Raw genomic sequence first — 19,966 nt, forward strand, 5'->3', positions numbered from 1 at the left:
CGAGAGTTGTGCCAAGTGCAAAATATTTTATAAGAAATTGATTTATAAAGATTAATTTAAAAGTCAATGTGATCATGAAAATCAAAATAGGTTAAAAATGCAACAGGTTAGTAAAAACCACCACTTAAATGGTTAAATTAGCTAACCCTACTATCTTGATACGCTTTAGCGGTGGCGCGCGCTTCTTCAACCGCTGCCAATGCGTTAATAAGTAGTTCTGGGCCGACCTGCAAACCATTCTTACTTTGCCCAGTGCCATGCTGGCTCAAATAACGTCGCCAAATACGCCCCCCAGGTTGACCTTGAAATAAACCCAACATATGACGAGCTATATTCCATGCTCGCGCACCACTTGCCATCTGAGCTTCAACATAAGGCAGCATAGCGTGTACTATCTCTTCTCGGCTTGGTACTGGGCGGTCATCTTGATAAAAAAGCTTGTCCACGTCAGCCAGAATATAAGGATTACTGTAGACCTCACGCCCTATCATTACACCGTCAAGCTTCTCTAGATGCATGGCTGCATCATCCAGCGTTTTCACTCCACCATTGAGACTCAGGTTTAACTGTGGAAACTCTTCTTTTAGCGCATAAACGCGGTCATACATCAAAGGAGGAATATCACGATTCTCTTTTGGGCTGAGACCTTTCAACCAAGCTTTACGAGCATGCACCGTGAATATGTCGCACCCAGCATCAGCAACAATCTGAATAAAATCGGTTAAGTCTTTGTATTCGTCCATATCATCAATTCCAATACGGGATTTCACCGTAACAGGGATATCGACTTCTTTTTGCATCGCCTGAATACAAGCCGCTACGGTTTCGGGTTCTGCCATCAAGCATGCGCCGAAACGCCCATTTTGTACTCTATCAGATGGGCAACCAACATTAATATTGACTTCGTCATAGCCCCGCTCTTGGGCTAGGACGGCACAACGCGCCATATCCACCGGATCAGACCCGCCTAACTGCAGTGCAACAGGGTGCTCAGCGTCGTTAAAAGCAAGGTAATCCCCTTTACCGAAGATAATAGCCCCCGTGGTAACCATCTCTGTATATAGCAGGGAATGTTTGGAAATTTGACGCAAAAAATATCGACAATGCTTATCGGTCCAATCGAGCATTGGCGCGACGGAGATGGTGCGGTTGAGGGGTACAGACGGATTATTCACTGAAAACCTTTGATAGTTAAAATTTTTTAATAACAACCAGCCACTGGTAATTATCAATATGCCCCTTCGAGACTGAGAGCATAAATAAGCAGCGAATTATAGCATTAGTGCGCGCGTCGATAAACGTCAGGTTGATGATCAGAAAAAGGCCGCTTATTTAACGGCCCTTGATGACGTGAACTAAGTCAGTGTAAATGCTTTTATTTACTTCCAAGCAAACGTTTTAAACGGCTCATCAACGGGTGTATTCGCTACATGGTTAGTGTAGTTACTCATCACTTTTTGCGACAAACCTAGAATGATTTCAAGCAGTTGTCTTTGCCCGTAACCAGCTGCAAAGAAATTTTGTATTACATCATCAGACACTGCACCGCGCTCGCGCACCATAGCTAGCGTTGTATCGTGTAACACTTGTAGTTTTTCGGTTGGCATAGCTTCTCTATTACGCAGTGCTTCTGTTAGCTCAGCTGACACTTTCATTGAATTGGCAATTGCGGTGTGAGCGGGTACACAATAAGTACAATTGTGCTCAACGTTAATCGTTTGCCATACAACCGTTAGCTCTTCAGCGTCGAATGAAGAATCCATGAATAACTTATGAAGCACTTGGTAACCTTCAAGCAATCCTGGCGCTTCGGCCATCACAGCATGCAAGTTAGGGATCATGCCATTGGTCTTTAGTGACTTTTCTAGAATCGACTTACTTTTTTCTGGCGCTGTTTCTACTGTGTGGAAGGTAAAATCTGTCATCGAATGTTCTCCAGATATTAGGATTGATGTGGTGACTTTTCTAAGTCAGTGAAAGCAATGTATATCATCATGAACGATCGTTCAAGTTAAATATGAACGACTGTTCAAAAATAGCTTAACTGTTACGTCCATCCTCGAAATAGCATCATCGAATACTTGTCCTACTTGCTGGCGCTAGTGTTGTTCACCTAAGGTGTTCGAGTCGTAAATATTCAATCAGATTGTGAGTATCCAGTTGTGCTATGGTCGGGTTACTCGGGTCGAACCTAGTTCACATCACTCAATAAATGAGGAGCGTTAATGGAGCATCACTCACCCTGGCACGCCATATTTTATCAGTCGCTGTCAGCGCATGAAAAAATACCAGCGAGTCGCTACTTACAGCTTGCCACGGTTGATAACCAAGGCAACCCACGTTGTCGTACCCTGGTTTTTAGAGGCTTAAACCAAGATAAAAATCAGTTGTATCTGCACACAGATAATCGAAGCGAGAAAATGTCGCAACTTGAGATACAAAAACATGTAGAAGCGTGTTGGTACTTTAGCGAAACCCGAGAACAGTTTCGCTTCAGCGGTCACATAGAGTGTATCGGCCAAAGCGAAAAGTCAGAAACGACGAGCGGTTCGCCAAAAGCCCAGCATTTACGTCTTGCGCATTGGCAAAAGCTGAGTGACGCGCTACGAGAAAGTTATGGGCCAAACTATGATATTGCCCAACCTGATGAGAATTTTGTTTTGCTGATCCTACACATCACCCGAGTGGATTATTTACGCCTTGCTCCCCTGCCTCACTTACGTGTTATTTACCACCTAGACGCTAGCGAAAATTGGCAAGCAGAGGCTGCTGTACCGTAAAAACGACCTGCCAAAGTTGAGCAAGCATGTTTCAAGGGGATTAGTCAAAAAATCAACAATTAATGACAGTTGGTCAAAATAAGTACACAGTAGAGCTGTAGGATAGATTTCTATGGGTTAACGCTGCCCATATAGGGTTACCCAGTAAAATCTATTATCTCTACCTTTAGCGAGGCAAGTGTATGTTGGTATTAAGATTGAACAAATCTGGCCTACCTCAGGCATGGATCACTTTAGAAGAAGCGGCTAAGTACTATACCCAAGATCGCGTTTTATTTGAGTTAGGTGATAGCAAGCGAGTGCTGCGCGGTGGCTGGAATAAGCATGGCCTGCAGAGCCGCTTAACCTTGTCTTCAATTATTGGCTGCGACGGAAAAGTCACCCCTCCTTCCGGTAAGGTGCCCCTGAATAATCGCTACTTATTTCGCCGAGACAATAACTTGTGCATGTACTGCGGACAAAAATTTCGTATACCTGAACTCACGCGTGATCACATTATTCCTCGCTCAAAAGGCGGTCGTGACATTTGGACCAATTGCGCTTCAGCCTGTAATCGCTGTAATTGTTTCAAGGCGGATCGTACCCCAGAAGAGGCCGGGCTTTCTCTTATCGCCGTGCCCTTTACACCAAATATATATGAGCGATTCTACCTGATGAACCGACGCATTCTGACCGACCAAATGGCTTTTCTGGGCAGTCACTTTTCAAAAAACCGCGCATGGGAAACGACAGATAACAGCGAAATAGCGCTTGTTTAGCCAGACTTAAGGCACAAATTAAGCAAAATAGTGATACTTCACTATTAGGTTACTTCTACTTTAGTTTACACTACTCCTTTGTTTGATATTGCGTTGGGTTGGAGTAAAGGTTGTGACGTTGTTGTTTGGCAATTTGATGGGTGTCCTGTCGGTTATTTTGTATTTTATCAACACAGTATTTTGGGTTATTCCCATTGTATTGCTGTCATTTCTAAAGCTGATCCCAATCAGAATATGGCGCACTGGGCTTTCTTATCTGCTCGATGGTTGTGCCACATCTTGGATCACAATCAACAATGTTAACCAAAACATATTCAGTCGTACCAAAGTCGAAGTGTCCGGTGTTGAAACCCTTACTCGAAATGACTGGTACCTAGTCATAGCGAACCATCAGTCATGGGTGGATATTCTCATTCTGCAAAGGGTATTCAACCGAAAAATCCCGTTTCTTAAATTCTTTTTGAAGCAAGAATTAATCTGGGTACCCTTTCTAGGGATTGCTTGGTGGGCGCTCGATTTTCCCTTTATGCGTCGTTACACCAAATCATTTCTAGCGAAAAACCCTCACCTTAAAGGGAAAGATCTAGAAACCACACAAAAAGCCTGTGAAAAATTTCGCACTAAGCCTGTCAGTATCATGAACTTCGTTGAAGGTACACGCTTCACCCCACAGAAATACCAGCGCCAGTCTCCCTCGTTTCAACATTTATTGAAGCCAAAAGCGGGTGGAATGGCATTCGTGTTAAGCGCTATGGGCAGCCAACTACACAAACTGTTAGACGTCACTATTTACTACCCCCAAGGCATCCCAACGTTTTGGGACTTTGTGAGCGGCAAGGTTAAAACCATCAAGGTTCACGTTTCAGTTACCCCTATAAGCGACTTATTGCAAAGTGACGCGTTCGCACAAGACTATTTTGACAATCCCGCGCAACGCGTCATATTTCAGCGCTGGCTTAACAGTGTGTGGATAGAAAAAGACAAACGAATCGAACAATTATCGACGGAGCAGTAAAGGATGTTTTCTATACTGCGCGGAATGCTTGTTTTTCCGCTTCACCTTAGCCTTCAGCTTATTAATTTGTCTTTCTGGGCGATACTGATCATCTGCTTAGGACTGCTCAAATTTATTTTACCATTTGCATTCATATCACGCGCTTTTAATCCTGTGCTCGATTTCATGTTATGCGCCTTTGGCGTTATCAGTGTGCGCCTAATCCGCTTATTCAATCCTGTACAATTCGATGTCCAAATCGACGGAGAGCTAAGTAAAGAGCATTGGTATTTAATGATGCCAAATCACTTAAGTTGGCTAGATATTATCTTACTGGTCGACTTCGCCGCGGACAAAATCCCTGCCCCTAAATTTTTCCTGAAGAAAGAATTAATTTGGTTACCTTTTGTCGGCTTAGGCGCGTGGGCGTTAGACATGCCCTTTATGCAAAGATACAGTCGAGAATTTGTGGAGAAAAACCCGCACCTAAAAGGCAAAGACATTCAAACGACTAAGCGTTCATGTGAGAAATTCAGAAGCTGCCCCACCACTGTGATTAATTTTGTAGAGGGCAGTCGCTTTACTCAACAAAAGCACCTGTACCGAAAAAGTCCTTTCACCCATCTGTTACCGCCAAAAGCCGGAGGGATCGCTTTTACTCTTGCCGCTATGGGGGAGTTATTTACCGGGATTTTAGATGTCACGCTTATGTACCCGGATAATCCCCAAAAGCCCATGCTCGACATGCTCACCGGGCGCCTAGGAAGAGTAATACTTCGCGTAACTGTTGCTCCCGTACAAGCAGACATTATCGGCGACTACTTCAATGATGAAGACTTTAAGCAAGGTTTTCAAACCTGGTTGAATGCACGATGGACGCACAAAGACACACAAATAAACCTGTTATCTGGAGGTAAGTAAGTGGAGAGAAGCGCGCAATTAAGTGAATACATCATTCAAGGTTATCAATATCTTGGCCTTTCTGTGAAAAACGATGGTGCGATATTTGCGATTACCGCAGTCACACTGTTGATGTGTTTAGCTTGGCTCAGTTTCAGATTAGTACGTATAGCCTTAACAGGTCGGTTAACGCGCTTGGTTTTCAACAGCAAAAATACTATTGACGATGAGCTTCACGAACACGGTGTGTTCAGACGTATCGCCCATATCGTACCAGCCATGGTGATTTACTTATGCAGCAGCATGTTGGTAGAAGATCCCATTCTGTTTTCTGCGTTACAAAAAATCGCTATTATTTATATGCTTATTGCAGCCGTAGCGGCGAGCAGTGCATTACTTAACACAGTTGAAGACATCTACAACGCCTCTGAATTAGCAAAGCGAGCTCCTGTTACCGGTTTTATTCAGGTAGGTAAGTTGTTCGTGGTTATTGTTGCCGGTTTGCTTATTATCTCTAACTTGCTGGATAAGTCACCGCTATTACTGCTTTCCGGTTTAGGTGCTGTCACCGCGATCCTGTTGCTGTTATTTAAAGACACCATTTTAGGCTTTGTAGCGGGTATTCAGATTGCGGCCAACCGCATGGTAAATAACGGAGACTGGGTAGAACTGCCTAAATATGGTGCTGACGGAACGGTTTTACAGGTCGGCCTTACTACAGTAAAGGTACAAAACTGGGACAAGACAATCTCCACCGTCCCGACTTACAGTTTGATAACAGATTCAATGAAGAACTGGCGCGGCATGTCAGAGTCTGCAGGTCGCAGGATCAAACGCTCCATATACATAGACGTAAACAGCATTAAATTTTGCGATCAAGAAATGCTCGACGACTTCCGTAAAATTCGCTACATCAATCAGTATATAGAAAAGAAACGTGCCGAATTAGACGCCTATAATCAAGAGCAAAAAATTGATATTCAAGACTTATTAAACAGCCGTCGTTTAACCAATATAGGTACCTTGCGCGCTTATTTGGTTTCCTACTTACGCCATCACCCTAGCGTTAATCAGGATATGACATTAATGGTGCGTCAATTGCCGCCCACTGAATTAGGTTTACCACTAGAGATATATTGCTTTAGCGCTAACAAAGATTGGATAGCCTACGAAGGTATTCAAGGGGATATATTTGATCATGCACTGGCGATGCTGCCAGTCTTTGGATTAAGAGCCTATCAGCGTATAAGTGATAGGCCTCACTAAGTTTTCGTGTTTACCTAAGTTGACCTTAGGTATCAATCTACATTGACTGTAGGTAATTAACCTACGGTCAATGCGTATAAGAATAGTAAGAACAACACCACACCAGATACACCGAAAAAACCATATTCAACACGTGATTTCATCACATCACCTTGGTCAACTGGCTGGGCAATAAAGCCCATAATAATACTGGTAACACCCAATACAAACGCCACCAAACCAAAACCAAACAAGATTGCATCAGTCCAATTACCCATTACTCTTCCTCAAAATAATAAAATCAATCTAAAAGCCCACACCAATAATGGCGGAATTATATACCAAATTACGACAGAAAACATAGGCTGGTGAAATTGCCTAACTATTAGTGCTTTCACTTATAAAATAACAAATGCCAAGCAAGTAAGAGTTCGGTGAATTACATAACTAATTGTTTAAATTAGTATTTTATAAATTGGCGCGGCCTTTGCTGTATCGATGCCAAGAAGGATGCTAATCAATCCATTTAAAAAAGCCGAATGTAAATAAAAGGAATAAAGCGATGCGTAATCTTATTTTTTGTACAGCAATGTTGGTTGGCGGTAGTGCGGTTGCTGCAGAGCAACAGTGTGATGTTGAGTTTAACGGTGGTTTACAGTTAGAAAACCAAGTGCTGACATTAACCACTGAGCAAGAAAATACGATAGTCATCAATCAAAGCAAGCAGCTTTATGTCAATGGCACGCAAACCCACCTTTCTGACGACCAACAACAGCAGTTGGACGAATTTTACGACGGCATTGCATCCGCCGTTCCCATGGCCGCCAATATCGCATCAGATGCTATCGAGCTAGCAAGTTACGCCCTTAACGAGACATTCACCCAGTTACTCGGTGAGAACAACTCCGTTGTAGCGGACATTACCGCACAACTCGACGCGCTAAAGCATGAACTCGACCAAAGCTTTTATGCCGATGATGGTTCAGTACGTTTAAATTCAGCCCACTTTAACGATGGCCAGTTTTTAAGCGAGGGGTTTGAAGAAAAGTTTGAGCAAGCGATAGAAACCATTGTTGCCCACTCGATAGGCCAAATCATGATCACAATTGGCAGTGAGTTAATGTTCAATGGTGGCGATGTCGATGACTTTGAGCAACGCATGGAAAGTTTTGCACACAATATCGAGAACAAGTTTGATAAAGATGGTGAAGCATTAGAAGCTCGCACCGAGATACTTTGTGCTAGTTTAGCCAACATCGACCGCTTGGAAGAAAAACTGCAAAATGAAGTACCGCAACTTGCAGACATGGACGTACTTCAGGTAAGAGGCTACGCAATGTAAATTTACCAAGTTGGTATATATTTCGAGACGAATTCGTATAGGCTAGGCCGCAAAGGCAAACACAAAAACGAAGAACAAAGAGCACTATGAAAATAACCATTTTTGGTGGCGGTTGGCTAGGCCAGCCGCTCGCTGTCGCGCTAAGCAAAAATTCTGCAAATGCCAACGAAACTGCTCCTGAGGTTCAAGTTACCTGTCGCAGCGAAGCATCCATGGCAACCATCCGCGCCCAAGGTCTTCAAGCCCGTCAGTTTATTCTAGGCGGCTCTTTACAAGATAAAGCTGCCGGCAGCCCTCTACTTCATAGTGATATAGTCGTAATAAACATTCCTCCTGGGCGCAGAAATCTAGCGAACAATCCACAAGCCAGCGAACAGTTTGTCAGCGACATGTCTACCCTCATCCGTCAAACCTGCATTGAACAAAGCGCTAAGCTTATTTTCATTAGCACCAGTGCTGTTTACGGCGATGTTGAAGGGGAAATAACGGAAAACAGCCAGCTAAACCCGAGTACTGAATCGGCGCGCGCCCATTGCGCGATAGAGCAATTTATACAACAAAACATACCTCAAGCCGCGACTATATTACGCCTAGCAGGATTGGTTGGCCCAAAACGGCATCCAGCCAAGTTTTTAGCGGGTAAATTAGATTTAAGCGGAGCAAGCCAAGTAGTAAATCTGGTCCATCAGCACGACGTGATCCACGCTATTGAGCACATCATTAATCGTGAGATATGGGGAGAGATACTGCATCTGTCAGCGCAAGCACACCCCACCCGAAAAGAGTATTACAGCTGGGCTTCAAAGCAGCTAGCGCTAACACCACCGGTGTTTTCAGAGGAACAAAAAGCATGCTCAGGAAAGCGACTCAACCCAGAATATACTCTGCGAAAACTCGATATGCAGCTGAACTATCCTAGTCCTTACGACATGCTATAACACTCGCAATCGGCGAGTGCTATAGCTTTTAAAGAGTGAAATATTGAGTACGTGTTTAGCTGCCTTGCTTAACCGATTAACGCATTGCCAAAATATTTAAGCGCCACGGTATTAATAAAGACCAAGAGCAGAATAACCGGAATAAAGGTACCCAAAGAAAAGTTAACGTATTTTTCGAACCAGCTATTGGCGAATTGTGGCGCACCTAAATCTAACTCAGTGTTCAAGTTACTTTTCTTCCAGCGGTAAATTACAAACAGGCACACTAACAGACCATTAAACGGCAATATCGTGTCGTAGAACACATCAATGATCACATCAAACACAGATTTAGTTTGGCCTGCGTAGTTCAGAAACTCTGTGAAGAAAGTAGAAATACCGAAAGACGTGGCGGCTGCAATCGACATCACCACAAGTAATCCGCCTAAGATCGCCAGTGACTTTTTACGGCTATAGCCTTTATCTTCCATCAAGGCTGAAACCGGCACTTCAAAAATAGAGACCAAAGACGTAATTGCAGCAAAAAACACTAACAAGAAAAACAAGCTAGCGACAATACTCGCGCCTGCGTAGCCAATAGTGCCTTGTAAGGCCAAGAAGATTTTCGGTAGGAAAGTAAAAATCATGCCCACGGATGAATCGCTTAAACTTTGTGTATCGGTGTTGGGATTAAATGAAAACACAGCCGGTAAAATCAATAAACCAGCAATAAACGCCACTGCGGTATCCATTAAAGCAACAAGCTTTGCAGAGCCCGGCACGTCGGCGTGTTTATCAAGATATGAGCCGTACGTCAGCATTATTCCCATCCCCAGCGATAGCGAAAAGAACGCTTGAGATAAAGCAGCACTGACCACAGCAGCATCAATTTTGTTGAAGTCAGGGATAAGGTAGTACTTCACTCCCTCAAATGCGTTGTCTAGGGTTAAAACAAAGACCACCAAGCCAATTAACATCACAAACAAAGTCGGCATCATTAACTTAGCGGCTTTCTCAATGCCCTGTTTCACCCCACCCTGTAAGATCATGTACACAATAATCAGCACACCGATCATGTAATAAAACAGCTCGTAGCCGTTAATGAATACCCCGAAAGTGCTAGGGTCAGCCAATACATCAAGGTTACCCAATAGGCACTGCACCAGATAGCCGAAAATCCACACCGTGAGGACCAAGTAGAATATGGCAATCATAAAAGGAGTAATTGTGGCTAGCCAGCCTGCTATCTTCCAGTGACGCTGACCGCCCGATAACACATTGTAGGCCCCAAGCGGATCTTTGCGGCTAGCTCGGCCTACCGACATCTCGGCTAACATCACAGGTAAACAAATAAATGCGACGAAAATGGCGTACATTAGCAAAAAAGCACCACCACCGTTTTTTGTTGCCGCAACCGGAAAACCAACCATATTTCCGATACCAACTGCAGAGCCTGCAGCCGCGAGAATAAAACCTAAACGAGAGCCAAACTGTTCGCGAGGTGCGCCCATAAAGACATCCTTTATTGTTGTTATATGTTTTTATAATAATGCACGGATGTTAACAGCAGATAATTGAAAAGTCTTCGCTCAGATGTATTCGCAAAACGTCTGAGGTGCACAAAATATTTACAAGTAGGTAATTGCCCTGCTCACCACGGGATCTCTTTGCCGTCCCAATCGATGAAATAAGGGCCCTTATCTGGTTGAACAGTAGATAAATGCATCAACAAGCGAGATACGCTGAATTCGCTGGTGAACAGTTTTTCCGGTCTAACGTTGCTTTGAAAAGGCTTAGATAAGGGCGTGTCGACCGTTCCAGGGTGATAACAGACCAGCGTGACATTTTTTGCACGCCGTTGATATTCTACCTGAGCAGTTTTTATCAACATGTTAAGCGCTGCTTTACTCGCGCGATAACCGTACCAGCCACCTAAGTTATTATCTTTAATACTGCCTACCCGCGCGCTGAAAAAACTCACATCGACAGACAACGGACCTCTAAATAAAGGCAAAAGGTATCGCAGCCACAGTGCAGGAAGCACTGTGTTTGTGGAAAAATAAGCACTTAATGTATCGGCTGATAACTCTTCTAATCGTTTCTCTGGGTGCAGGCTAACATCGTTATCACTCACGCCATGTAGCACCCCGCTACAACAAATAACTCTCGTAAACTGCCCTTGTTGTGCAAGACCGTGACAAAAATCAGCCACCGCTGACTCTTTGGTGTAATCGAGCTGGATTAATTTGGCGCCTTTCACAAAATGTGAAATATCAGCATCGGGCTTTTGGGTTATCTGACGCGAAACGCCGTACACGGTGTCGTATTTACCTGACGCCAGTAGTTGCCTGAAGACCTCACGACCCAACCCGCCCGACGCACCAATAACCAATGCATTGCATCTTTCTGTCATTTATCTTCGCCTTTACCCTTTAAATCGTCTCTCACAGTTGCCGGAACAGTACAGGTCTCGCACCGCTTCTTACCGGTAAGCAGATAGGAGATAGTGTACCGATGACGGGCAAAGAATGCGTAGAACCCATCAGCAAACCATCGAATAATCGGCCAGCGCATCCAGCCATACAACCAACCTTTGCCAATCGTATCCCATGCCAGATAAGTTGCATCTAGTCCTGTCACCATTTCGCCATTCATTTTTTGTACATGTATACGCGCATTCAAATCATGCCAGTTTACGTTTGGATAGTCCTTGGAAAAACTCGCCATCTGTATGTCTACAAACTGAATATTATGCCCTTCGTCATAAGCTTTTAGCTTATTCATTTCGGCTAAGCACAAAGGACAAAAGCCATCATAGAAAATACGAATTGCCATGCTCACCTCTACTATTAATAATTACCTGTGGGCTATGTTTTGCCATGCATACGTTCTATTACGCGCGCCGTAAAAAAATAGTTTACTCAGTAGACCTTGAACACGCAGAACAATGTAACCACATTAATGATTAATAAAGATGATCTACAAAATTAAGTGAGATAAGTCATGGCGAACATTCAACAAGCTACATTAGGCGGCGGCTGTTTCTGGTGTTTAGAATCAGCATTTAATACAGTCGAGGGCGTTGAACTGGCAGTCAGTGCCTACGCTGGAGGCCAAAGCCAGAACCCGACCTATGAGTCTGTATGTAGTGGCGAAACCGGCCATGCCGAAGTGGTGCGTGTCAATTTTGATGCTGACAAATTAAGCTATCGTGAAGTGTTAGAAATTTTCTTCGCTTTGCATAACCCTACGCAACTAAATCGCCAAGGTAATGATGTGGGTACTCAATATCGCAGCGCAATTTTCTATCATGATGAGCAACAAAAACAGGCTGCAGAACAAATATTGCAAGAGATTAGCGACGAGAAAATTTGGCCCGACCCAGTTGTGACCGAAGTTATCGAGCTAAATAACTACCATCAAGCAGAGGATTATCATCAAGATTACTTCAGCAATAATCCGCAAAATCAGTATTGTAATATGGTGGTTGCCCCCAAACTCGCGAAATTTAAGAAAACATTCGCCAGCCGCTTAAAAAGCGTTTAGTGGGCTTCCCTGCCTTGGGTAAACCATGCATCTTGAATGGGTAAACTAAACAGTAAAGGCGCCATCTTTTCGAATTTGGCGCTATTTTGATCACAGCTTATATTGTTTAAATACACCTTCTTCCAAGGGTCATTCACCATCCACAATGTTTCGTCAATGATGGCCAGTCCCTCGATTGAACCATTATCCATAGGCTCCCACGGCGGGCATTTTTCGTCAGGCTGCGCCACTGGCGCATAAAAGCCTAGGTCTATGATCAGCGTTTCGAGTTGACCGGCAGGATCGACTAACCAGAGCTGCTCATCGTTTCGCGCTGCAGCAAATAGATATTCCTTGCCTTCGCGCTCATATATCGCCAGTGCATTGATAGGGTGATTACCGTGTTTAAAGAGAGGCAGTTTAACCTGAGTATCTTCGACAGCGATAAACCCCTCTTGCAACCAAGTTTCGGCAGTAATCCTTGTAGTAAAAATACGTGCCTGACCCGCGGCATCTTTTTCAAGACCGAAATACAGTTGTCCATCGCGGCTAAGTGCTAAGCCTTCAATGCCGTCATTAGGAAAATTACCCAAATTAAACGAAGTGGCAAACGTTAAAGGTCGAGCATGGGTCATTGTCACTGAGTTATCGTCTTGCACCTCTAGGCGAATAAGCACAAAGGGATATTTCACTGAGCCTGACTCACCAAATCGTGCGGCGCATTTCCCACTAAGCCCCTTGTGATCACTGGCATCTTCGGTAATGGTCAAAAACACGCCTGACTCATCAGGAACCGCCACCAGCGCTTCTAAATCAGGATTACCTTGAATATAGGCGGCAAAGCAACTGTCTTTTAAATTGTCACTTAACGAAAACGCCATCGTGTCGGGTGCAAGCTGAGCCGTTTCCGGCGAAATAACATGTAATTGCATACGCTGTGATACATCTGCACTTCTGTCGCTTAACGAGATGAGTTTGTCATTCCATACCGTTAAGCCAGAAGTTTGCGGATCAAGCATGACGTCCCCATTGACCTCAGTGATCCATTGCCCTTTTACGGTCATGGTTCCACCGGCGATCCCAGCATTTTTACCTAGTACAACAGGCGTCACATCTGGGGCCTGCTGTATTTGATCACAGCCGGCCAACATCATTATGACCAGGCCCAAAACCATACGCTTAAGCATTATGCACATTCCGAATTCACCGTTTTGCTATGTTTTATAAGTAGATAAAGGGTCTCGGTCAATAGTTCTCATAATAAAAACAAGTGATTGGTTGAAAATCAGCCAACATGCTGACCTCCTCCACTCTAAGCTAGCTTTGTCTTTTATGCTCGACACGGCTTCATGACAAATCCATAGTGATAATCACGCCATGGCAAAGTGTATTTAAACAATGGCGCAGTTCCCCAAGAATCAGTACCTGCCACACCGCGCTGTTTGTAATCAATATTGATAAACAGGCGATCGTGTTTTGTAAGTTCATGTGGGTGCAAACCGCGCTTGTCGAATTGATCATATTCGTGCACGTCATACCGTTGTGCGCCAAAACCGATTTGCGGTAATCCATCAAAGGTCAAACCTAGTCCATTGTCATTACTGAAGGTCACGCTACGCACATCACTGCGATAACCATTTTCTTGCGGCCGAACATAAGGGAAATACAATTCATCAACCGATTTAGCGTAGCGCCCTACAAAAGCCGAAGTCTTGCGGTCCCAATAGTTTTCGTGCGGGCCGCGTCCAAACCAACTTACTTGGTCGAACTGGTTAGGCATTTGTAGCAAACTTCCTATTCGCGGTAAGGCACTGTGAAATTGATGAGGTGCAGCATAGAGCCAAATATCAAAGGTGACACAGCCATCAGCATCAATGGTGTACTTGCTTAAATAACGGCTTTGTACGTCTGTTAAATAATGCTCTGTGGAAACCTCAATAGCCTGAATTTGCCCTCGATCATCCTTTAGTAATTGCCAATTAAATGCGCTTAATTCGATATGTTGCCCGCCGTACTGCCAATCTTTGGCTTTCTCAGGAAAGCCTTCACCAAAGTCATTATCCGTAGGCGCTCGCCAAAATTCAGGGCGGATTGCTTCAAGCAACATTGATTCGTTTTGCAATTGGTAAGCACATAACAGCCCTGTTACTAAATCAAATTGAATCGAGAAATCATCTCCGCTGCATTGCAGTTGGGCATCAGTTTCATTAGCCCTGAACGTATCGTGCTTTGCACAAGCTTCTTTTGTGATGTCTTGTGATTTATGCACGGCTTCAGATAAATGCGTCAACGGGATTTGACTGCGTGCCACAGTAAACCCAGCAGGGATCATGTCGTTGCCAAACCGACTAACAAACTCAAAGTTAGCGAAGTACTCAGCACCCGCTGTTGGTTTTACAGCCACACTCAAAGAAAGCTCACGAGTGGATTGTGCTGGAATCTCCAATTCCTCAATCACCCCACTTCGGACAACATGGCCGTTTTCCTCGATGCGCCAATGCAGCGAGACGTCAGATAAATCAGTAAAGTAGCGCTTATTTTTGACGGCAATGGTTTGCTTTTCGAAATCAACCCGCTCAACATTCATGTGCTGGTAAACCGCTTGAACTTCAAATGCATGAGGGTTAGGAGTTCTGTCTGCCGCCATCACCCCATTAGCACTGAAGTTACCATCGTGATACATACCCGGCTCTTCCATGTCACCACCGTATCCCCAGTACGGCGTGCCGTCTTCTGACGTCAGTGCAAAGGTTTGGTCTACCCAATCCCATATAAATCCCCCTTGCAAAAGAGGATAGTGCTCAATCACCCGCCAATAATCAGCTAAGTTGCCCATGGAGTTACCCATAGCGTGCTCGTACTCGCATAAAATGAGCGGGCGGGTTTCGCCGAGCTCCGCGTAGTGCTCAAGCACAGGGATGGGCGCATACATCTGGCTATACATATCTGTATGGCGACGCAATTGGGCTTGCTCTGACATCACGGGCATGCTGGTTTTGGTTTTCAGCCAATCATATAACGCTTCCATATTCGGCCCATCGCCCGTTTCATTGCCGATTGACCAAATAACAATACTCGGGTGATTCTTGTCTCGCTCGTACATATTGGAGACTCGATCAAGATACGCGCCCTTCCAGTTAGGCATGTTACCCATATGGTCTTTAGGCTCGTACGATATCGCTTGGTTCGCTGCGCCTATGCCATGGGACTCAATATTGGCTTCATCCACCAGATACATTCCATATTCGTCCGCTAGCGCATACCAATAAGGATCATTTGGGTAATGAGAAGTACGTACCGCATTAATATTAAATTGCTTGAGCAGTTGCATATCTCGGCGCATGGAATCGCGACTTATCACGTGTCCTGTAACAGGGTCGTGATCATGGCGGTTAACCCCTTTGAATAGCACGGGTTGACCGTTGATCAACACATTGCCATTTTTCAACTCACTAGTTCGAAAACCAACGCGGGAGTATATGTACTGCAAAGGTTCACGCTTTTCGTTAAGCAAGGTCAGTTTTAGTTGATATAAGTGCGGTGTTTCGGCGCTCCACTTGGCCACATTTTTTATCTTACCGGTCAAAAGCAAGTCAGTACATTGTGACTCCCAATTCTCTAATGTAACGGTTTGCTCAAAAACGGGAGTTAAATCAGAGTCAAATAAGTGCGCCTGTAACTGATAGTCTTTTCCCGCACTTTCTTGGCCCCCTACATGCGAATGTATATTGACTGCTAATGAAAACTCCCCATGCAGGTATTGGTTATCAAGGGTGCTCAAAGCATGAAAGTCGCGTATGCGTACCTTAGGTGTACTATATACATACACGTCACGCTCAATGCCCGATAAACGCCACATATCTTGTAATTCTAGATAAGTGCCGTCAGACCAGCGGTACACCTCCAGTGCAATCACGTTATCACCCGCTTGCACGTACTGGGTAATATCAAATTCTGCAGGGGTTTTGGAATCTTGTGAGTAACCGACTTTATGGCCATTTACCCAAATATAAAACGCCGATTTCACTGCCCCTAAATAGACGAAAACGTGCTTATCTTGCCAATTATCAGGCAAGGCAAAGTGACGCCGATAAGAGCCTACTGGGTTATTGTCCTCAGGCACATCACCTGCAATCGGGTGCTTAGCGAAATCCACCGCTGTATTGATGTAGTTCGCCGCACCATAGCCCAACAACTGCCAATTACCCGGGACGGCTATTTTATCCCACTGACTGGAGTCAAATTTAAGAGTGTAAAAGTCTAATGGTCGCAAGTTTGGGGCCTTCACCCAATGAAAATCCCACTCACCATTAAGACTCAAATAGTCTTGAGACATAAACGGCGAATCTACGTACCCCTGTGGGTCATCTGAAAAGCCATAAAATGAGCTACGCGCTGGCTCTTTGTTAATGGCGAATACTTCGGGGTTTTGCCAATCAGGCACAGTAGAAGATTGAGGATATGTCATAAAAGCGGCTCCAATATCAAACGCTCAAAGATAGTTACTTAACGGAAATTTAAAAAACTGTGTTATCAGCGCATTCATGGGTATGCCTCAGTAGTTGAAGCTGCGCGTATAGGCATGCCCTAACAAGACATCACCCAACAGAATAAAATCATATTAATACTACATATTAAACATTACATTAACGACCCATTTGCGCAATTAAATCGCCTTGCTCCACATCTTGCTCTAAAAGGTCAAACAGTGAAATACTGCGACTCAGTATTTAGCGAAATTCCTTTGAGGGCGATCAATATGAAATCTAGAATACGCAAGATAACCTCTTTATTCGTCTCCGGCATTGTCCTATTTTCTTGTCTCAGCGTGTTTACCGCGCAAACCATCGCACAACAACAGTCAGCTAACATTGACCGCATCGCTAGTTTTATGGCTGCTTACAATGAGCATGATATAGATGGCATGCTGTTGAATATGAAAGACGATGTAAAATGGCTGGGTGTGGCTAACAACCAGCTAGTCGTAGAGACAGCAGATAAAAAGCAATTGCAGCAGGCGATGCTGGCGCATTTTGAGGCACAACCAAATGCCCGCTCACGCATTAAGAACAGCATAGAATTAGGTAACACCGTGGCAGTCGTAGAAGAAGCATTTATTGTTCGCGGTGAAATAACAACCTCTCAATGCGCTATGTCTATTTATCAATTAGCCGATGGCTTGATTGCAAGTATCACCTATTATGCAGCGGCTGAGTGTTAAAACGCCCCCAGTTAAAGCAGTAAAGGTGTAGAGCAGTCAAAGTGCATGAAGAAAGTTCATCAAGCCTAGACCATTGCACGGCAAACAAGGACAATAGCGCAACTTAATAGCGGCATTAAAAGGTACCCATGTCAGATACGGCTTTTAAAATTGGTTTATTTTACGGTTCAACTACTTGCTACACCGAAATGGCCGCAGAGAAAATTCAAACCGCGTTTAACCGGTTGTTTGATGCTCATGTAGTGGATATTTTCAATATAAAAGAGGTACCGCTTAGCCAAGCAGAACAGTTCGATGTGCTTATTTTTGGAATTTCCACATGGGATTTTGGGGAACTACAAGAAGACTGGGAATCCTGCTGGCAAGACATCAGTCAACTCAACCTAGAAAACAAAACAGTGGCTCTGTTTGGCCTCGGTGATCAGCTTGGTTACGCCCAGTGGTTCCAAGATGCCCTTGGTATGCTTCACGATGAGCTCATTATACTAGGCTGCAAAATGATCGGTTATTGGCCAAATGAAGGCTATGAATTCACTGAATCAAAAGGGTTAACCGAAGATGGCTCACATTTTGTTGGGTTATCCCTAGATGATGAAAACCAGTACGATAAAACCGAGCAGCGTATCGATAGCTGGGCAGAACAATTACTACTAGAACTGGATAACGACGATCAGTGATCCCCACAGCTGGCCAATCAAGACTGCATCGACCGTATTATCGCAATGGTGATGAACATCGAGGCGGCGCCGACGTCAGCTTCCAAGACATCGTAAAAATCTTCGGTTTTCGCACCGTAAACATTGGCAAATGGGTCACCCCGGAAGAACAGCAAATCGCCGCTAACCTATTTTTTGATGCCTTTTGCGACTTAATGGATATTTTGCAGGTGCCAGAGTCGGTTATTTCATTAAATGGCACCTTGTCATTAGCGTTTGGTACGGGCGGGCGAAAACACAGTTGCGCCCATTATGAGTCCCAAACTAAACGCCTTGCATTAGCCAAAAATGCAGGTGGCGGGTCCTTGGCTCACGAATGGTTTCACGCCTTCGACCATTATATTTGCGACAAACTTTTTGTTGTTTGTCAGCCGCATAATTTCGCCTCGGAACTGTGGTTAGATGATCATGAGATGCATCCCCACCCGCTGAACAAAAAGCTGAGCCTGTGCTTCGAGAGTATTTTTTTATCGCCTGATAAAGAAGAGCCTAATCAATATGTACTGGCCAGCGCCCTAGTGGATAAAGAAATGAAATTGTATTATTTCGCTCGCCCTCAAGAATTAGCGGCGCGAGCATTTGAAGCGATCATCCAAGATCATGGCATACGTAACGCATTCCTAGTGCAAGGCACCAAGAAGAGTCCAGAAGCACTGTTAGGGGTGTACCCTAAGGACCAACATCGTCAAAACGTGCAGGATCATTTCTTAGATTACTTTGTTTATCTCGGTCAAGCGCTAGAGAATAAAAGTACTTAGCAGTCAATGTTATGATTTCCTCAAGCGCTCAAAAAATGCACTAGGTTTGCAAAACATAGCGTTCTACGATACAAATAGTGCGCGTGCCGAAAAATGATCTGCGAGATCCTCAGGTTGATCTGAGTCACTCTTATCTTGGTTTTGGTCGTGGGAATATGTCAATAAAGAGAGCAAACGGTTTGTTGAATAAACAGTTTGTTGTATGAAAAACGCCATTCACCTCTTTTGGTTTGTCAGCTGATGAATCTTTAAGGGTGTTTTTTATACCGCTAATGTGAAAAACAATACAATTTCGTTAATACAATTGCATAAATTTATGTAATTAGTGGATGCTCTCAACTAAAAGTGCCTTTATACTAGGCGAATTCAATTTCAACAATTTGGCGACAAGTACAGATGAAAAGAAAGAAGCACGGCTCTTCTGATGACGAAGCAGCAATAGATATGACCCCCATGTTGGACATCGTGTTCATCATGTTGATTTTCTTCATTGTTACCACCTCTTTCGTAAAAGAAAAAGGTTTAGATGTTTTGCGTCCAAAAGACTCAAATTCACCGCCGCCGAAAACGAATGTTAAATCTCTAGCTATCCGCGTTAACGAAGATGGCACTATCATGATGAACAGTCGTGAAGTGGATATCCGCCGTATCGTAGCGAACATTCAAAGCTTCTTAGCTGAGAACAACACAGATTCTGCTGCTGTTCAAGCTCACCCTAAAGCGAAGCACGGTGTTGTAACTGAAGTCATTAACCAAGCTAAAGAAGCTGGCATCGCCAACGTTTCTGTTTTAGTAGGTAAGTAACTTATT

General features: G+C 44.1%; 20 protein-coding genes. 12 read left to right on the forward strand and 8 right to left on the reverse strand.

What is annotated here, in order from left to right; all coding sequences use genetic code 11:
• Positions 1 to 137: 137 nt before the first annotated feature.
• The gene (gene dusA / locus AC0L6N_RS18700) at positions 138 to 1,175 is read right to left on the reverse strand and encodes a tRNA dihydrouridine(20/20a) synthase DusA (protein ID WP_473476750.1); all 1,038 of its coding nucleotides are present in this window, start codon (positions 1,173 to 1,175) and stop codon (positions 138 to 140) included.
• Between the two features lie 204 nt (positions 1,176 to 1,379).
• A complete protein-coding gene (locus AC0L6N_RS18705) occupies positions 1,380 to 1,925 on the reverse strand; it encodes a carboxymuconolactone decarboxylase family protein (protein ID WP_011576748.1) in 546 nt (181 codons plus the stop codon).
• Between the two features lie 300 nt (positions 1,926 to 2,225).
• On the opposite strand from AC0L6N_RS18705, the gene AC0L6N_RS18710 reads away from it, so the two are divergent.
• The 5 genes from AC0L6N_RS18710 to AC0L6N_RS18730 all read left to right on the forward strand — a co-directional run bounded on the left by AC0L6N_RS18710 (position 2,226) and on the right by AC0L6N_RS18730 (position 6,698).
• On the forward strand, positions 2,226 to 2,780 hold the full coding sequence (locus tag AC0L6N_RS18710; protein ID WP_011576749.1) for a pyridoxamine 5'-phosphate oxidase family protein: 555 nt from the start codon (positions 2,226 to 2,228) through the stop codon (positions 2,778 to 2,780).
• A 182-nt stretch (positions 2,781 to 2,962) separates the two neighbouring features.
• A complete protein-coding gene (locus AC0L6N_RS18715) occupies positions 2,963 to 3,538 on the forward strand; it encodes an HNH endonuclease (RefSeq protein ID WP_473476753.1) in 576 nt (191 codons plus the stop codon).
• A gap of 112 nt (positions 3,539 to 3,650) precedes the next feature.
• Complete coding sequence (locus AC0L6N_RS18720; RefSeq protein WP_011576751.1) at positions 3,651 to 4,553, forward strand: acyltransferase; 903 nt, start codon at positions 3,651 to 3,653, stop codon at positions 4,551 to 4,553.
• A gap of 3 nt (positions 4,554 to 4,556) precedes the next feature.
• Complete coding sequence (locus AC0L6N_RS18725; RefSeq protein WP_473476755.1) at positions 4,557 to 5,453, forward strand: acyltransferase; 897 nt, start codon at positions 4,557 to 4,559, stop codon at positions 5,451 to 5,453.
• Positions 5,454 to 6,698 (forward strand): mechanosensitive ion channel family protein, encoded by a 1,245-nt coding sequence (locus AC0L6N_RS18730; protein ID WP_011576753.1) that lies wholly within the window; start codon positions 5,454 to 5,456, stop codon positions 6,696 to 6,698.
• A 56-nt stretch (positions 6,699 to 6,754) separates the two neighbouring features.
• Here the strand turns inward: AC0L6N_RS18730 and AC0L6N_RS18735 are convergent, their stop codons facing one another.
• Entirely contained in the window at positions 6,755 to 6,955 is a 201-nt protein-coding gene (locus tag AC0L6N_RS18735; protein WP_041714132.1) for a hypothetical protein, read from the reverse strand.
• Between the two features lie 284 nt (positions 6,956 to 7,239).
• Here AC0L6N_RS18735 and AC0L6N_RS18740 point away from each other — a divergent pair, with 284 nt between their 5' ends.
• Both AC0L6N_RS18740 and AC0L6N_RS18745 read left to right on the forward strand, forming a co-directional pair.
• A complete protein-coding gene (locus AC0L6N_RS18740) occupies positions 7,240 to 8,019 on the forward strand; it encodes a DUF2884 family protein (RefSeq protein ID WP_473476758.1) in 780 nt (259 codons plus the stop codon).
• An 86-nt stretch (positions 8,020 to 8,105) separates the two neighbouring features.
• Positions 8,106 to 8,957 (forward strand): sugar nucleotide-binding protein, encoded by an 852-nt coding sequence (locus AC0L6N_RS18745; RefSeq protein ID WP_473476761.1) that lies wholly within the window; start codon positions 8,106 to 8,108, stop codon positions 8,955 to 8,957.
• A gap of 68 nt (positions 8,958 to 9,025) precedes the next feature.
• Here the strand turns inward: AC0L6N_RS18745 and AC0L6N_RS18750 are convergent, their stop codons facing one another.
• The 3 genes from AC0L6N_RS18750 to AC0L6N_RS18760 form a co-directional block, all read right to left on the reverse strand.
• A complete protein-coding gene (locus AC0L6N_RS18750; RefSeq protein WP_473476764.1) occupies positions 9,026 to 10,447 on the reverse strand; it encodes a sodium-dependent transporter in 1,422 nt (473 codons plus the stop codon).
• Between the two features lie 140 nt (positions 10,448 to 10,587).
• Positions 10,588 to 11,349, reverse strand: coding sequence for an SDR family NAD(P)-dependent oxidoreductase (locus AC0L6N_RS18755; RefSeq protein ID WP_473476766.1), 762 nt, complete (start codon positions 11,347 to 11,349; stop codon positions 10,588 to 10,590).
• The gene (locus AC0L6N_RS18760; RefSeq protein ID WP_473476768.1) at positions 11,346 to 11,771 is read right to left on the reverse strand and encodes a thiol-disulfide oxidoreductase DCC family protein; all 426 of its coding nucleotides are present in this window, start codon (positions 11,769 to 11,771) and stop codon (positions 11,346 to 11,348) included. The genes AC0L6N_RS18755 and AC0L6N_RS18760 overlap by 4 nt, the downstream gene beginning before the upstream one ends.
• A 168-nt stretch (positions 11,772 to 11,939) precedes the next feature.
• On the opposite strand from AC0L6N_RS18760, the gene msrA reads away from it, so the two are divergent.
• The gene (msrA, locus tag AC0L6N_RS18765; protein ID WP_011576759.1) at positions 11,940 to 12,482 is read left to right on the forward strand and encodes a peptide-methionine (S)-S-oxide reductase MsrA; all 543 of its coding nucleotides are present in this window, start codon (positions 11,940 to 11,942) and stop codon (positions 12,480 to 12,482) included.
• Here the strand turns inward: msrA and AC0L6N_RS18770 are convergent.
• Together AC0L6N_RS18770 and lacZ are read right to left on the reverse strand one after the other, a co-directional pair.
• Positions 12,479 to 13,648, reverse strand: coding sequence for a hypothetical protein (locus AC0L6N_RS18770; RefSeq protein WP_473476770.1), 1,170 nt, complete (start codon positions 13,646 to 13,648; stop codon positions 12,479 to 12,481). The two genes, msrA and AC0L6N_RS18770, sit on opposite strands and share 4 nt — an antisense overlap.
• A gap of 143 nt (positions 13,649 to 13,791) precedes the next feature.
• On the reverse strand, positions 13,792 to 16,929 hold the full coding sequence (lacZ, locus tag AC0L6N_RS18775) for a beta-galactosidase, LacZ type (RefSeq protein ID WP_473476772.1): 3,138 nt from the start codon (positions 16,927 to 16,929) through the stop codon (positions 13,792 to 13,794).
• Positions 16,930 to 17,220: 291 nt separating this feature from the next.
• Here lacZ and AC0L6N_RS18780 point away from each other — a divergent pair, with 291 nt between their 5' ends.
• The 4 genes from AC0L6N_RS18780 to AC0L6N_RS18795 all read left to right on the forward strand — a co-directional run bounded on the left by AC0L6N_RS18780 (position 17,221) and on the right by AC0L6N_RS18795 (position 19,960).
• Positions 17,221 to 17,682: a nuclear transport factor 2 family protein gene (locus tag AC0L6N_RS18780; protein ID WP_473476775.1), complete on the forward strand. Its 462-nt coding sequence runs from the start codon at positions 17,221 to 17,223 to the stop codon at positions 17,680 to 17,682.
• Positions 17,683 to 17,810: 128 nt separating this feature from the next.
• Positions 17,811 to 18,359: a flavodoxin FldB gene (gene fldB, locus AC0L6N_RS18785; protein WP_473476777.1), complete on the forward strand. Its 549-nt coding sequence runs from the start codon at positions 17,811 to 17,813 to the stop codon at positions 18,357 to 18,359.
• On the forward strand, positions 18,356 to 19,156 hold the full coding sequence (locus AC0L6N_RS18790; protein ID WP_011576764.1) for a CLCA_X family protein: 801 nt from the start codon (positions 18,356 to 18,358) through the stop codon (positions 19,154 to 19,156). Before fldB ends, AC0L6N_RS18790 begins: the two co-directional genes overlap by 4 nt.
• A 396-nt stretch (positions 19,157 to 19,552) precedes the next feature.
• Complete coding sequence (locus tag AC0L6N_RS18795) at positions 19,553 to 19,960, forward strand: ExbD/TolR family protein (protein ID WP_011576765.1); 408 nt, start codon at positions 19,553 to 19,555, stop codon at positions 19,958 to 19,960.
• The last annotated feature ends 6 nt before the right edge of the window (positions 19,961 to 19,966 follow it).

The sequence above is a fragment of the Paraglaciecola sp. G1-13 genome, from assembly GCF_055809255.1.